Source organism: Bacillus sp. AR8-1, assembly GCF_008042345.1.
GTDB lineage: Bacteria > Bacillota > Bacilli > Bacillales > Bacillaceae_G > Bacillus_A > Bacillus_A cereus.
In genome coordinates this window covers 333,255-348,980 of the sequence record NZ_QNUB01000008.1, presented here as the reverse complement: position 1 = coordinate 348,980, position 15,726 = coordinate 333,255, and the positions used below count along the sequence as shown (strand labels likewise).

Here is a 15,726-nt window from a genome sequence, read left to right as displayed (position 1 = left end):
GAAGAAGAAAAAGCGAAAGCTAAGGCGAAGGCAGCAGCAGCTGCAAAAGCAAAAGCGGCGGCGTTAGCGAAACAGAAAAGAGAAGGGACAGAAGAAGTAACAGAAGAAGAAAAAGCGAAAGCCAAGGCAAAAGCGGCAGCACTAGCGAAGCAGAAAGCCTCGCAAGGTGATGGGAATTCGGGAGATGAAAAGGCCAAGGCAATTGCAGCGGCAAAAGCGAAAGCAGCAGCGGCTGCAAGAGCGAAGACAAAGGGAGCTGAAGGTAAGAAAGAGGATGAGCCGAAGCAGGAAGAACCGTCCGTAAATCAACCACATTTAAATCAGTATGTTGAGGCTATTAGGGAGAAGTTAGGAGAGGGTGCATTAGTAGATTCCTATATTAATAAATTGTCAAAGGATGTGCCAACTCTTGTGGTGGATCCCGCAAAATATTATGAAGTGATGGAGTCACTGCGATTCCATGAGGGACTTGCTTTTGATTATATGTCAGAGCTACATGCGACGGATTTTGTGACACATATGGAAGTGTATGTTCATTTGTTTTCATATGGCAAGAAACAATCGGTAGCGGTGAAGGTAAAACTAGACCGGGAAGCGCCGCAAGTCGAGTCTGTGACAGCGCTTTGGAAAGGGGCTGACTGGCCGGAGAGAGAAGCGTACGATTTGCTAGGCATTGTATTTAAAGGGCATCCGAATTTAACGCGTATTTTAATGCCAGATGATTGGGTAGGATATCCGCTTAGAAAAGACTATGAACCGTATGATGTGGAGGTGTAGCTATGATCCGTACGGAAGAGATGCTTTTGAATGTAGGACCTCAGCATCCGAGTACACATGGTGTGTTCAGGCTCGTAATTAAGATTGACGGGGAAATTATTAAAGAAGCTACACCGGTTATTGGGTATTTGCATCGCGGGACGGAAAAGATTGCTGAGAGCTTACAGTATACGCAAATTATTCCTTATACAGATCGAATGGACTATTTATCAGCCATGACGAATAATTACGTCATTTGCCATGCTGTAGAGACGATGATGGGGCTTGAAATTCCAGAGCGTGCCGAATATTTGCGAGTACTTGCGATGGAGCTAGGAAGAATTGCAAGTCATCTCGTTTGGTGGGGGACGAATCTTCTTGATATAGGAGCGGTCAGCCCGTTTCTGTACGCGTTTCGTGAACGAGAGATGATTATAAATTTATTAAATGAATTATGCGGGGCACGGCTTACTTTTAACTATATGAGAGTTGGTGGTGTGAAGTGGGATGCGCCAGATGGTTGGATTGAAAAGGTGGAAGAGTTTGTTCCGTATATGAGAGAGCAATTGGCAGGTTATCATGATCTTGTTAGCGGTAATGAGATTTTCTTAAATCGTGTGAAAGGCGTTGGTATATATAGCGCGGAAGAAGCGATTTCGTATTCTTTAAGCGGAGCAAATTTGCGGTGCACTGGAGTAAACTGGGATCTTCGCAAAGATGAGCCATATTCGATTTATGATCGTTTTGATTTTGATATTCCTGTTGGAAGCGTGGGCGATGCTTGGGATCGCTACGTTTGCCGAATGCAAGAAATCGAGGAGTCTTTAAAGATTGTTGAGCAAGCGGTTCAGCAGTTCCCGAAAGATGGAGCTGTACTGGCAAAAGTACCGAAAATTATTAAGGCACCTAAGGGAGAAGCGTTTGTACGTATTGAATCGCCGCGCGGAGAGATTGGTTGTTATATCGCTAGTGATGGAAAGAAAGAGCCGTACCGTTTGAAGTTTCGCAGGCCATCTTTTTATAACTTGCAAATTTTACCGAAGTTATTAAAAGGTGAAAATATCGCTAATTTAATTACGATTTTAGGTGGAGTTGATATTGTACTTGGGGAGGTTGATGGCTAATGATTGAGACGCTCTTACAATCACCTTCAAGCTGGACGAATTTCTTCATTTTTTTCGGATTAGCGGTGCTTCTACTATTTGCAGTCCTTGGCTTCGTTACATATGGAATTTTGGCAGAACGGAAAGTGATGGGGTTTATGCAAGGGCGGATTGGACCAAACCAGGTTGGAGGCCGATTCGGTTTACTGCAAACGGTAGCTGATGTTTTAAAACTATTATTGAAAGAAGATAGTATTCCGAAAGCAGCAGATAAACCGCTGTTTATATTAGCGCCTGTCATTGCATTTGCACCAGCATTTATGGTGCTTGCAGTTATCCCGTTCACTGATAAATTTCAATTTGCAGATATTGGAGTCGGGCTACTTTATTATATTGCTGTTTCCGGTATTACGACGATAGGTGTTGTAACTGGGGGATGGGCATCGAATAATAAATATTCCCTTTTAGGAGGGATGCGTGCGGCGGCGCAAATGATTTCTTATGAGATTCCGCTCGTAATGAGTGTAATTGGTATCGTTTTGTTAGCTGGTAGCCTGAATTTAAATGAGATTGTAGCGGCGCAGGAGAAGGTTTGGTACATTTTCGTACAGCCAATTGGCTTCGTCGTTTTCTTAATCGCAGCAGTTGCAGAGTTAAATAGGACGCCATTCGATTTGCCAGAAGCGGAGTCAGAACTTGTTTCTGGATACCATACGGAATACTCAGGTTTTCGCTGGGCGTTTTTCATGCTTTCAGAGTACGTATATTTCTTCGGGATGGCATCGTTAATTACAGTGCTCTTTTTAGGAGGCTGGAATCCAGTCATGTTTCTTGGATTTATCCCAGGTGCCGTATGGTTTGCTTTGAAATTTAGCAGTGTAGTCTTTCTATTAATTTGGTTCCGCGTCACGTTCCCGCGTATAAGAGGTGACCAGTTAATGGAGTTTGGATGGAAAGTATTATTGCCGATTGCACTTGCAAATATTTTCTTAACGGCATTGATTAAGGAGTTATTCTTCTAATCTATGAGGGGGGTGCCAGTAAGAGATGAAAGGACTATTTAAAGGATTAAAATATACATTAAGTAATTTGAGCAAGAAGAAGGTAACGTATGATTATCCAAATCAGCCGTTGCCGTTGCCAGACCGTTTTCGGGGGATTCAAAAATTTTATCCGGAGAAATGTATTGTTTGTAATCAATGCTCTAACATTTGTCCGACAGACTGTATTCAGTTAACAGGAAAGAAACATCCAGATCCTACGAAAAAAGGAAAAATTATCGACACGTATGATATTAATTTTGAAATTTGTATTCTTTGTGATTTATGTACAGAAGTTTGCCCGACAGAGGCAATTGTCATGACAAATAACTTTGAACTCGCGGAATATTCACGTGATGACTTATTTAAAAATTTGCAGTGGCTTGACGAAAACGACGAAAACGTCAGGAAGGAGAATAAGGCATGAATGGCGAGTTTGTAGCATTCTTTATACTATCCTTGTCTGCAATTATCGGCGGTGTTCTTATGTTGAACTTAACGAAAGTTATGCACATGATGCTAGCTCTCGTTCTGACATTTCTCAGCATTGCAGGTTTGTATTTTCTTTTATCAGCTGAATTTATAGGCGTTGCACAAATTTTACTTTACTCTGGTGCAATCACAATTATTATGATTTTCGGCATTATGTTAACGAAACATAACGCGGAAAATGAATCGCGTCTTACTCTTCGAAAATGGATTATCTTCTTTGCAGTTGTAGCATTTGGAGCGGTTATGTATTTCGCTGTTAATAATGTTGATTTTGCAAATGAAAGCACACAAGGAAGTTTACCTCTCCATGAAAACAACACACTTCAAATCGGTACGCTTCTCTATTCAAAATATATTATTCCATTTGAACTAACTTCAGTTATTTTACTTGTAGCACTCGTTGGCGCGATTATACTTGCGAAAAAGGACGAGAAAGAGGAGGATTCCAATGAGTAGCGTTCCGGCTTCTGCATATTTAACACTTGCGATTATTTTGTTTTGCATCGGTCTATTTGGAGCTTTAACAAAGCGGAATACAGTAATCGTATTAGTTTGTATCGAATTAATGCTGAATGCTGCCAATTTAAACTTAGTGGCGTTTAGTAAATTAGGCCTATTTCCGAATTTAACAGGTCAAATTTTCTCACTGTTTACGATGGCTGTAGCGGCAGCAGAAGCGGCGGTAGGACTCGCTATTTTAATTGCTTTGTATCGTAATCGTACGACAGTTCAGGTAGATGAAATGGATACGCTCAAAGGATAGCATTGTGACCGAAAAAGGGGGAAGGAAACAATGATCGATTATGCATGGCTCATACCGCTTTTCCCACTCGTTTCGTTTTTGTTACTTATTATATTCGGGAAGAAAATTAGAGAAGGAAGCAGCGTACTTAGTATTTTTTTCGTCTTTCTCTCCTTTATACTTGCGGTACTTGTGTTAATAGAAAGGTTTTCAGAAGCAAGCGTGAAGCATAAGTGGGTGTGGCTTAGAGCTGGAGATGTGGATATATCATTCGGCTTTGAGGTGACTGCATTAGGAGCTTTAATGTTATTTATCGTGACGCTTGTGAGTCTGCTTGTACATGTGTATTCGAAAGGTTATATGAAAGGTGATGAACGATTACCAACCTTTTACGCATATTTAGGACTCTTTACATTTGCGATGTTAGGGCTTGTTATATCAACGAATTTATTACAGCTTTATATATTTTGGGAATTAGTTGGCCTTGGCTCATTTTTACTTATCGGTTTTTATTTCTTTAAAGAAGAAGCGAAGGCTGCTGCAAAAAAGGCTTTTATTATGACCCGTATTGGGGATGTTGGTTTATTTATCGGGATGATTTTAATTTTTTGGTACGCAGGTAGTTTTGAATATGACGCAATATTTAGGGCGATTTATACAGGGGATTTACCTCCTTACATGATTACGATAACAGCGATATTAATTTTTATCGGGGCGATGGGGAAATCAGGTCAGTTCCCGCTTCATACGTGGTTGCCAGATGCAATGGAGGGGCCAACGCCTGTTTCGGCACTTATTCACGCCGCGACGATGGTTGCAGCAGGCGTATATTTAGTAGCGACGATGTTCCCTCTATTTTCAGCAAGTACAGTGGCGATGCAGACCGTGGCAATCGTTGGAGCTTTCACTGCAATCTTTGCGGCCTCTATCGGTCTCGTGCAAACAGATATAAAGAGAGTACTTGCTTATTCTACAGTTAGCCAGCTTGGATATATGATGCTTGCGTTAGGTTCTGCAGGTTATGTAGCCGGTGTCTTCCATTTAACGACACATGCTTTTTTTAAAGCACTACTATTTTTGGCAGCAGGAAGTGTAATTCATGCAGTGCATACGCAAAACATTAATAAAATGGGCGGTTTACAGAAGAAGATGAAAGTAACTGGTACGCTATTTCTAATAGGTACCCTTGCCATTAGCGGTGTTCCGCTCCTTTCCGGTTTTTTCAGCAAAGATGAAATTTTAGCGGCGACTTGGATGAATGGCAATTACGTTTTATTTACTTTAGCAGTAATAGCGGCGTTTTTGACAGCGTTTTATATGTTCCGCCTATACTTTCTTGTCTTTACCGGAGAAACGAAGACGAAGGAAGATGTGCATGAGTCGCCCCGCGTTATGACGTATCCAATGATTGTTCTCGGTGTTCTTGCGGTAGTGGCAGGATATATAAATACACCATGGTTTGGTACGTTTCTCGGAGATTGGTTGACGAAAGATGTAGGGTTTAAGGTTGAAGAAGCGCATGGGCCAGTTTGGATTATGATTGTTGCGACGCTCGTTTCATTTGCGGGAATCGCTCTTGCATATTTCATATATGGCAAGAAATCAATTTCTAGAGATTGGGCTGGGGGTACGGAAACCTCGCTTTATAATCTTTTGAAAAAAAAATATTATGTGGATGAACTATACAACATGACGGTGATCCCTATTACGAAAGGAATCGCTCATGTGCTTCGCTTATTTGAAGTGTATGTAGTCGAGGGAATTGCAGTTTTAATTGGAAGCGTAGTTAAAGGCACAAGTAATCTTGGATCGAAACTTCAAAACGGGAATGTACAAGTGTACGGTACCGTAACGGCGGTTTCGCTCGCTGTACTCGTTATTATTTTGCTCTATACAGGAGGGGATTTACGATGAATGATTTGTTGTTAACGTTCTTCATTTTTTCCCCGCTTTTAGGAATTTTATTGCTTGTACTAACACCGAAAAAGGAATTGCGTACAGTGCGGGCGCTTGGCTTATTTGGGACGGCACTTCCATTTGGAATCGCTATCGTCCTCGCTTGTACATATGCTTCTGGAAAGAGTTTGTCACTATTTGATGAAAAGGTGAAATGGATTAAGTTCGGGGATTTTACAGCGGTGGATAAAAGGTGGTTTTCTATTTATTACGAGCTCGGTATTGATGGTTTGTCGCTTGTTATGATGGTGCTGACGGCTCTTCTAGCGATGCTTGCAGCAATTGCAGCCTTTTCTATTAAAAGAAATTTAAAAGCATTTTATATGCTGTTACTCATGCTAGAAATAGGGATGCTCGGCGTCTTTGCTGCTCAAAATCTAATGTTGTTTTTTATCTTCTTTGAAATTACGTTGCCACCAATGTTCTTATTGATTGGGAAGTGGGGGAAATTATCGAGCGAAAAGGCTGCGTATAGTTATTTAATATATAACGGTATTGGCTCAGCTATTTTGCTCATTGTTTTCTCAATTTTGTTCGCGAAAACAGGTACAACAAATATTGTGGAGCTGAAAGAGATATTAAGAAGCGTAAGTGCAGAAGGAGAACTCATCATCCCAAGTAGCTTGCAGCTTGGTGTATTTATTTCCATAATGATTGCCTTTGCAATTAAACTACCTGTTTTTCCGTTGCACCGTTGGATGGTCAATGTGCACATAGAAGCGCATCCAGCTGTAGTTATGCTTCATGCTGGTGTTTTGCTAAAGATTGGAGCGTACGGTATTATTCGCTTTGGAAAAGGGCTATTCCCGGAATATTTTCACGATGTTGCAACGCTAATTGCGATATTAGGTGTAATTAATTTATTATACGGTGCCTTTTTAGCGCTCATCCAAACGGACTTTAGGAAAGTACTGGCTTACTCTAGTATTTCGCATATGGGAATTGTGTTAATGGGACTTGCGTCACTTAATGCACCGGGTACACAAGGGGCGTTATTTCAGGTTGTATCGCACGGTTTAATTGCAGCCTTGCTGTTTTTCTTACTCGGTGTTATAGAACAACGTTTCGGAACATCAGACATTACAGCGCTTGGTGGACTCGCAAAGAGTGTCCCAGTACTTAGTGGCTTCTTCTTAGCAGGAGGAATGGCATCGCTTGGATTACCAGGGATGTCTGGGTTTGTTAGCGAATTTCTTGCCTTTCTCGGTTTATTTCAAGGAGAGCCCGTCATTGCTGCAGTCGGTGTGATTGGCATCATTTTAACTGCTGTATACGTATTAAGAGCGACACTTCAAGTGACATTTGGAAAGAAAGAGTGGGAAGCAAAGTCTGATATACACGGATGGGAGTACGTCCCTGTTTTACTACTTATCTTTTGTATTATTGTAATTGGAGTTATGCCAGAGATACTAGGGGATCCGCTTCAAAATACATTGAAAACATTGGGGGTGAAGTAGGATGGATATGAATACGTTACTTAGCTTATCGTGGCATCTAATGGTGCCAGAATTTATTATTCTCGGGGCCGCCATCCTTCTTTCCATATGTGATTTGTTTTTTAAGCTGAATCATAGATATGTAGCTCTTGGTGCGATCGCTGCCATCGTATTAGCACTTGTGTCATTAATTACGCTATATAGCGAACCAGCTGGAGATATTTTAAATGGATCGTTTGTGTTAGATGGATTTTCAAAAGGGTTTAAAACGTTGTTATTAGGCGCCTCAGCTCTCATTTTATGCATCGCAATGAGCGATGATAAGAAGAATCCGATTGAAGATAAGGGCGAATATTATTACTTATTTTTAATGGCACTTCTTGGTGCGATGTTCATGGCTTCTAGTATTGACTTTATCACCCTTTTCGTTGGTTTAGAGTTACTTTCACTTTCTTCTTATATTTTAGTAGGAATACGAAAAAAGAACCGTGCATCAAATGAAGCGGCAATGAAATATGTCATTAGCGGAGGAATTGGAACGGCAATCACGCTCTTCGGAATGAGTTATTTATACGGTATTACAGGTTCAACTAACATTGTAGATATGCAAAAGGTACTCACTGGGGAGCTCGCTAGTGGTATTCAGTTATTGCTAGCTCTGGCATTTCTTTTATTGCTAGTCGGTCTCTCATTTAAAATTGCCACAGTGCCGTTTCATATGTGGGCACCTGATGTGTATGAAGGCGCGACTACACCTGTTACTGCCTTTCTTGGAACGATTTCTAAAATTGCTGGGTTCCTACTCATTATTCGTTTGTTCCTTATGGTTTTTGCAAGTGTATTAATACAAGGAGATATGCAATCTTTATATGGGCATATGAGTATATATATTGCGGTGCTAGCAAGTATTACTATGATTGTTGGGAATGTAGTCGCGTTAAAACAATACAACATAAAACGTTTATTTGCTTATTCAGGTATTGCGCATGCTGGGTATTTGCTCGTTCCACTTGTGGCATTATCACCATTTACGCTGGATAGCATGTGGTTTTATATGTTGGCATACATGCTTATGAATATAGGCGCGTTTGCCATTATCCACGGCTTAATCTTACAAAACGATAAGGAAAATATAACGATTTTTACCGGATTATATAAGAAATCACCATTTGCAGCGATCATGATGACAATCTTTATTTTATCGCTGGCCGGGATACCAGGGACGGCTGGCTTCATTGGAAAGATTAACATCTTTTTAGGCGCGCTTCATGTAGAGCCAGCACATTACGTACTAGCTTCGATTATGATGGGTACGACAGTTGTTTCATTCGTATATTATTTCCGTATTTTACAACAAATGTTTTTCCGCACCGGAGAGACAGAAGAGAGAATACGGTTACCATTAAATATAAAGGTTGTTATGAGCCTTTGTGCAATTTCGATTGTAATACTGGGGATTATGCCGATGATTGGGTACAATTTCTTTTATGAATATTTTCCATTAATGAAAGATTTCTTCTTCTTAGGGAACGTGGTACAATAGTGAAAATAAAAGGTGTGGAGTCAGTACTCTGCGCTTTTTATTTTGTGTTAACTTGTAATGTAGATATACGTTTTTTGAAAGAAAATCACGATGTAAAATGTAAGATGTCTATGTGCATTTGAAAAAGTGTGGCTCCTACTTATTATGGTATCGTTTTTATATTCTTTCATAAGTAGTAGCTGAGTAAAAAGGGGTCGATTTTTTGGCACAACTTTTAGGGCAACAAGCACTGATTGCCATTGTTTCGCATTTATTGTTTATTACCATTACGTGGTGGGCTTTGCAAGGCATTCACATTGAGCGTTTAATGAAGTCCGGAAAAGTGCTGCAGACGCGAGTATTACTCATCTTAATTACAATTGCAATTGGGACATCTGTAAGTAACTTTTTCCTTGATTATTTAGGCTATTCGAAGAGTTTAACGTATTTAGTAAAGTAAGTGTATAGAACCTCAAATCTCCGTTAACAATGGGGATAGGAGGGGATGAAATTGAAGCTTAAAGCCATTCTTATTGTTGCACTTAGTGTTGTTTTATTTTTGGTTGGATATAGAGAGATGAAACCGATAAGCGATGAACAGAAAATGGAGAGCATGATTAAGGCTTTAGAGAAAAATGATGCTAAAGTAGAAAAATGGTCATGGTTAGCTAGAGAAACAAAAACAATTTCTAATATACATACGTTTCAAAAGTTGTTAAACGATGTGAAGGACAAGGCAAATATTCAAAAGTGGGAAGTAGAGCAATCTCCAGATGGATATAAAGCTACATCCTATAAAAAGTTTGCTTCTCATGAAGAACGAGTAGTAGTAACTTGGAGTAAAGAAAATACTAAAGAAAACACTTTCATTATCTTTGAAGTAAGTGGGGCGAAATGGGACCCGAAGTATGTTCAAAAAGTAAATAAAATTTTTAGTGAAAAACCTATAATTTACACTTGTGTTCAAGGTGTACTGAATGATAAGATTGAAGGTGTTTTGCAAAATAAAACCAATCAGGTTTTGAAAGATCTTTCAGCAAGAGCGATCGAACAAGTAGAAGAAAGAGCATTTGTGTCAGTCTCCGCATACAATAAAAAGTGGGATGACGCTCTTTCAACAAATAGAGAGAAAATAAATGTGCAAATAGCAATACGTTCTACAGACAACAAAGATACAATTGTGGTTGGCACACCGATCATAACTTCTGAGTATTGAGTGAATAGATACTGAAAAAAGGACACGGAGGGGAATAATTTGGAAAAGATCATCGTCCGTGGCGGAAAGCGGTTAAACGGCACAGTGCGTGTTGAGGGCGCAAAAAATGCTGTATTACCTATAATCGCTGCAGCCCTATTAGCGAGTGATGGAAAGAATGTACTATCTGAAGTACCAGTTTTGTCTGATGTATACACAATTAATGAGGTATTACGTCATTTAAATGCTGAAGTCGTATTTGAAAATAATCAAGTAACAATCGATTCTTCTAAAGAACTAAACATTGAAGCACCATTTGAATATGTACGTAAAATGCGTGCATCTGTTCAAGTAATGGGACCATTATTAGCACGTAACGGTCGTGCTCGTATTGCACTTCCTGGTGGATGTGCAATCGGTTCACGTCCAATTGACCAACATTTAAAAGGCTTCGAAGCAATGGGAGCAAAAGTACAGGTTGGTAACGGTTTTGTTGAGGCATATGTTGAGGGAGAACTAAAAGGAGCTAAAATCTACTTAGACTTCCCAAGCGTAGGCGCGACAGAAAACATTATGTCTGCAGCTACATTAGCAAAAGGGACAACAATTCTTGAAAACGCAGCGAAAGAACCAGAAATCGTTGACTTAGCTAACTTCTTAAATGCGATGGGAGCGAAAGTACGCGGAGCTGGAACTGGAACGATTCGTATCGAAGGCGTTGATAAATTATATGGTGCAAACCACTCTATTATTCCTGACCGTATTGAAGCGGGAACATTCATGGTTGCAGCAGCAATTACTGGTGGAGACATCTTAATTGAAAATGCTGTACCTGAACATTTACGCTCAATTACAGCGAAAATGGAAGAAATGGGTGTTAAAATTATTGAGGAAAACGAAGGTGTACGTGTTATCGGCCCAGATAAGTTAAAAGCGGTTGATATTAAAACTATGCCTCACCCAGGTTTCCCAACAGACATGCAATCACAAATGATGGCATTATTACTACAAGCTGATGGAACAAGCATGATTACAGAAACGGTATTCGAAAACCGCTTTATGCACGTTGAAGAATTCCGTCGTATGAATGCTGATATTAAAATTGAAGGTCGTTCTGTTATTATGAACGGTCCAAACAGCTTACAAGGTGCTGAAGTAGGCGCAACTGATTTACGTGCTGCAGCTGCATTAATCTTAGCTGGTTTAGTATCAGAAGGTTATACTCGTGTAACTGAGTTAAAACATCTTGACCGTGGTTATGTAGATTTCCATAAGAAATTAGCTGCATTAGGTGCAACTATTGAACGTGTAAACGAAAAAGTAGAAGAAGTGAAAGAACAAGAAGTTTCTGATCTTCACGCTTAATTGAAATAGTCTCTATGTCTTTTGACATAGGGGCTATTTTTTTTGGGTTATTACTGTTATAGTCAATAAATTCTATACTTATGCACGTACCAGTAAAAATATTTAGAAAATTTACGTTTTATGCTCTTCCTCCTTAAGTATGTTCTAAAAGAAAGAGTTGTTCCATAAGAATGAATGGAGTAAAGCTTTTATATTGGGGGAAAATAGGATGAAATTTTCAAAGCCACTTTTTATTACAGTAGCGCTCTTAATAGCGCTCGTTATCATTGTACCTGCAGCCCTTGTTATCCCATTTGCGAAAGCAAAAGTAGGGGAAGAAACGGCCGCTAAAACTCCTCCAGCGATAGAAAGTATACCAGCTCCAGGAAAAGTAGATACAGCTGTTCAAGTTGCTGTATATCGTGAGAAACAAAAGAAGGTAGAATCATTACCTATGGAGGAGTATGTGACCGGTGTAGTAGCTTCTGAGATGAATGCCAGTTTTGAAATAGAGGCGCTAAAGGCGCAGGCATTAGCAGCGAGAACATTCGTGGTGCAACGTATGCTGAGCGGAGGAAAGAAAAACAATGCGGACGTGACAGATACGGTGAAAGATCAAGTGTACAAAAGTAAAGAAGAATTGAAGAAACAATGGGGTAATAACTACGAAAATAATTTGAAGAAAATCGAAGAAGCTGTTTCGAAAACAGCAGGACAAGTTTTAACGTATGATGGAAAACCAATTTCAGCATCCTTCTTTTCAACGAGTAATGGCCGAACAGAAAATGCAGCTGACTATTGGGGAAATGATTATCCGTACTTGAAAAGTGTAGATAGTCCGTGGGATCAAGCCTCTCCAAAGTTTACGAGCGAGCAAACATTTACAGTAGCTGATTTTCAAAAACGTCTCGGTGTGAAAGTGCTAGCAGACGGGAAGGTTGGAAACATTAAAGACCTTACGGAAGGAAAGCGCGTAAAGGATGTAGCTTTTCAAGGAAAAACATTAACAGGAAAAGAAGTTCGTGAAAAGTTAGATTTACGTTCTTCTGATTTCACGTGGAAACAACAAGGAGATAAAATCATCGTTACGACGAAAGGCTTCGGTCACGGCGTTGGTATGAGTCAATACGGGGCGAACGGCATGGCAGCGGAAGGAAAGAAATATACAGATATCGTCGCTCATTACTATAAAGGCGTTGAAATAAAGACGATGAATGATTATGAAGGAAAATTGATGGTGAAGAAATAGGTGTCAGAACTCTGGCACCTATTTTTTCTGTTTAAAATATCATAATTTTCCATTAACTGTTTGATATAATAGGATAAAAAGGCATTTGGGGGAAATGAAATGGCGTTACTAGAGTTGAAACAATTAGGGAAGGCGAACCAGTTACCGGCAATTGAGCTAGAGGTGGAGAAGGGACAATGTATTGTTTTGCAATGCAATAATCATACAGCTAAAGTGTTACACCGTATCATTATTGGTGAAGAAGAGGCGTCGACTGGCAATGTACTGTTTGAAGGGGAAGCAATTGGAAAGAAAAATTATTCCCGCATCGGTTTTTGTTTTTTGAAAGATGAGGCATATGATCGTTTGAAGGTGAAAGAATACTTCAAATTTCTATTAGGGCTTTATGAATCAAAGATAAGTATAGAAGAAGTTGTGCAGTCTGTTGGTCTCCTAGATAAACTAAACGTTAAAATAGAAAAATTATCATTTTCAGAGAAACGCCGTCTTCATATCGGGCGAGTGATGATTCATAATCCGGATTTAGTTATTTTGGAAGAGCCAGGGCAAAATGTAGATATAGAGAGTACGGTTATTATTCGAAAAGCAATCATGAAAATGAAAGAACAAGGAAAGGCGATTTTTATTACGTCATCTTTCCTATCGGATGCCCTTTCGTTAACGGAAGATGTATATATACTAAACAATGATGGTGTGAAAAAAGTAGAAATTGAACAAGAGGAAGCAGAAAAAGTCGATGAAGAGAAGGTCGTTCAAATAATTCCGCAAATGAAGTTAGAAAGAATACCTGCGAAAGTGAACGATAAAATCATTTTACTTGATCCGATGGAAATCCATTTCATTGAAACGCAAAACGGAGTGACACATATTCACGTTCGTGAAGGGGATTTTGTATGTGCATTAACATTAAGCGAACTAGAAGCGAGATTAACAGGTTTTGGTTTCTTTAGATGTCATCGCTCGTATCTTGTGAATTTACAAAGAGTACGAGAAGTGATTACATGGACTCGTAACAGTTTCAGTTTAATTTTGGATGACGAAAGAAAAAGTTCAATTCCGCTTTCAAAAGGACGCATGGATGAATTAAAAGGTGTGATTGGGCTATAAAAAGTGCTCCAATAAGCTCAACATACGATTCATTCACCGGTAAAAATACTCCTTTTACCGGTATTTTACTGCGTAAACCCTTTGTTTTTCATATGATTGAGTCAAGAAAAGCGAAACAAACAAACGAAAAGCGCTAAAGCGACTTTCATCTATAAAGAAGAAAAACAAAGGGGATGAAGAAATGACATTGGCAATTGAAATGAAAGATGTAATGAAAAGTTTCAGTGGAAAAACGGCACTTCGAAATGTAAATATTGAGGTGAAGCAAGGAGAGATATTCGGATTCCTCGGACCGAGTGGATCTGGTAAGACGACAACAGTAAAAATTTTAACTTCTCAATTGCTTCATAGTGTTGGAACGGTAAGAGTATTAGGGAAAGATATTACAGGACCAAGTAGCATCGATTACAAACGAATTGGTATTTTAACAGATAACAGCGGCTTATATGAAAGACTTAGCATTTATGATAACTTACTATTATTTTGTGACTTATACGATTGTAAAAAAGAACGAATCAATGAAGTACTAGCGCAAGTAAATTTATTAGATGATAAAAAAACACTAGTAAAGAAACTATCAAAGGGAATGAAGCAACGCGTCACACTAGCAAGAGCAATCCTTCATAAACCAGATATCCTCTTCTTAGACGAACCAACATCTGCACTCGATCCAGTAAACGTACAAAACATTCATAAAATCTTAAAAGACTTAAATGAAGAAGGAACGACGATTTTCTTAACGACTCACAACATGGATGAAGCAGAAACGCTTTGTAACCGCATTGCCTTCCTTTGTGGCGGAGAAATTGTAGCGCTGGATACGCCAGAGAACCTACGCTTACAATACGCTAAGGATCAAATACAGGTCGTATTAAAAGATAAACAAAAAGAAGTAGTGCAAAAAGATGAATTAGGCGCAAAACGTATTTCAGAATGGATGAAAAAGGGCGAACTGTTATCTATTCATTCACACGAACCAACGCTAGGCGATATCTTTATTGAAGTTACTGGGAGGGGATTATAATGACATTTTCAATGAGACGTGTATCAGCTATTTTTAGAAAAGAAGTACAAGATTTTAAGACAAATTCACAAGTGTTGTTAATGGCATTTTTACCAATTATACTTTCATTTTTGTTTAGCAGATTTGGAGTGGGAAAGGAAATGTTAGGCATTACTACTATAACGGCCTTCCTATTTGTCGCAGGCTTTGTTCAATCTATGGTAATTGCAGAAGAAAAAGAAAAACATACATTACGTGTATTAATGCTATCACCGGCATCTTCGGTTGAAGTTCTACTTGGAAAAAGTATATTAACAGCATGTTTGACATTGGGCATTTGTATTGTGAACTTATTTATTTTGGATCAATTCAGTGGAAATCTATTATTGCTAGGATTTATTTTCTTATGTGGAACAATTCTATTTATTGTGATTGGAACAATGATTGGATTGTTAGCTGCATCTGTACCACAAACATCAATAATTGGAATGCCGATATTAATGACGATGTATTTGGCTGTACAGTTTGAGCCGATGGTTGAAAATAAAGTAATTAAGACGATGATTGGATATCTTCCAACATCTCATATTGTGAAAGCACTTAACAGCTTAGTAGGTGGAGCGGGATTTAGTAGTATTAGTGGGCATGTATTAAATGTTGGAGTGTGGCTTATTATTGCGCTTATTGCATGTTTAATCGTATATAAAAAGAAACAAATGGACTAAAAACTGGGCCGAAACGCTCAGTTTTTTCTTTTTTCTATCATTTCCTCGGAAATTTT

Annotated in this window: 16 protein-coding genes; all 16 read left to right on the top strand. The window is 39.1% G+C overall.

The annotated features are described in order from the left end of the window. Window positions 1-777 (top strand): NADH-quinone oxidoreductase subunit C (locus DN400_RS05470; protein WP_147801571.1); only part of this gene is annotated, 777 nt, incomplete at its 5' end. A gap of 2 nt (window positions 778-779) precedes the next feature. After that, complete coding sequence (gene nuoD / locus DN400_RS05465) at window positions 780-1,880, top strand: NADH-quinone oxidoreductase subunit NuoD (RefSeq protein WP_000621434.1); 1,101 nt, start codon at window positions 780-782, stop codon at window positions 1,878-1,880. After that, the gene (nuoH, locus tag DN400_RS05460; protein ID WP_000573426.1) at window positions 1,880-2,881 is read left to right on the top strand and encodes an NADH-quinone oxidoreductase subunit NuoH; all 1,002 of its coding nucleotides are present in this window, start codon (window positions 1,880-1,882) and stop codon (window positions 2,879-2,881) included. The genes nuoD and nuoH overlap by 1 nt, the downstream gene beginning before the upstream one ends. A 25-nt stretch (window positions 2,882-2,906) precedes the next feature. Next, window positions 2,907-3,326 (top strand): NADH-quinone oxidoreductase subunit NuoI, encoded by a 420-nt coding sequence (gene nuoI / locus DN400_RS05455; RefSeq protein ID WP_000677191.1) that lies wholly within the window; start codon window positions 2,907-2,909, stop codon window positions 3,324-3,326. Next, entirely contained in the window at window positions 3,323-3,847 is a 525-nt protein-coding gene (locus tag DN400_RS05450; protein WP_001012812.1) for an NADH-quinone oxidoreductase subunit J, read from the top strand. The genes nuoI and DN400_RS05450 overlap by 4 nt, the downstream gene beginning before the upstream one ends. Further along, entirely contained in the window at window positions 3,840-4,154 is a 315-nt protein-coding gene (gene nuoK, locus DN400_RS05445; protein WP_000100079.1) for an NADH-quinone oxidoreductase subunit NuoK, read from the top strand. Before DN400_RS05450 ends, nuoK begins: the two co-directional genes overlap by 8 nt. 30 nt (window positions 4,155-4,184) lie before the next feature. Next, window positions 4,185-6,047, top strand: a complete 1,863-nt coding sequence (gene nuoL / locus DN400_RS05440; protein WP_063549155.1) for an NADH-quinone oxidoreductase subunit L — start codon at window positions 4,185-4,187, stop codon at window positions 6,045-6,047. Then, window positions 6,044-7,546, top strand: a complete 1,503-nt coding sequence (locus DN400_RS05435) for an NADH-quinone oxidoreductase subunit M (protein WP_147801570.1) — start codon at window positions 6,044-6,046, stop codon at window positions 7,544-7,546. Before nuoL ends, DN400_RS05435 begins: the two co-directional genes overlap by 4 nt. A 7-nt stretch (window positions 7,547-7,553) precedes the next feature. After that, window positions 7,554-9,068: an NADH-quinone oxidoreductase subunit NuoN gene (gene nuoN, locus DN400_RS05430; protein ID WP_327885493.1), complete on the top strand. Its 1,515-nt coding sequence runs from the start codon at window positions 7,554-7,556 to the stop codon at window positions 9,066-9,068. A gap of 202 nt (window positions 9,069-9,270) precedes the next feature. Beyond that, complete coding sequence (locus tag DN400_RS05425; protein WP_000057889.1) at window positions 9,271-9,507, top strand: DUF1146 family protein; 237 nt, start codon at window positions 9,271-9,273, stop codon at window positions 9,505-9,507. 51 nt (window positions 9,508-9,558) lie between these two features. Beyond that, the gene (locus DN400_RS05420) at window positions 9,559-10,263 is read left to right on the top strand and encodes a YwmB family TATA-box binding protein (protein WP_000767913.1); all 705 of its coding nucleotides are present in this window, start codon (window positions 9,559-9,561) and stop codon (window positions 10,261-10,263) included. 39 nt (window positions 10,264-10,302) lie between these two features. Then, window positions 10,303-11,607, top strand: coding sequence for a UDP-N-acetylglucosamine 1-carboxyvinyltransferase (gene murA, locus DN400_RS05415; protein WP_000411275.1), 1,305 nt, complete (start codon window positions 10,303-10,305; stop codon window positions 11,605-11,607). Between the two features lie 208 nt (window positions 11,608-11,815). Next, window positions 11,816-12,835 carry a stage II sporulation protein D gene (gene spoIID / locus DN400_RS05410; protein ID WP_098352202.1) on the top strand — a complete coding sequence of 340 codons (1,020 nt, stop codon included), beginning with the start codon at window positions 11,816-11,818 and terminating at the stop codon, window positions 12,833-12,835. Between the two features lie 99 nt (window positions 12,836-12,934). Further along, window positions 12,935-13,942: a LytTR family transcriptional regulator DNA-binding domain-containing protein gene (locus DN400_RS05405; RefSeq protein ID WP_097913074.1), complete on the top strand. Its 1,008-nt coding sequence runs from the start codon at window positions 12,935-12,937 to the stop codon at window positions 13,940-13,942. Window positions 13,943-14,123: 181 nt separating this feature from the next. After that, window positions 14,124-14,966: an ABC transporter ATP-binding protein gene (locus tag DN400_RS05400; RefSeq protein WP_147801569.1), complete on the top strand. Its 843-nt coding sequence runs from the start codon at window positions 14,124-14,126 to the stop codon at window positions 14,964-14,966. Continuing rightward, window positions 14,966-15,670: an ABC transporter permease gene (locus DN400_RS05395; protein ID WP_089172024.1), complete on the top strand. Its 705-nt coding sequence runs from the start codon at window positions 14,966-14,968 to the stop codon at window positions 15,668-15,670. Before DN400_RS05400 ends, DN400_RS05395 begins: the two co-directional genes overlap by 1 nt. The last annotated feature ends 56 nt before the right edge of the window (window positions 15,671-15,726 follow it).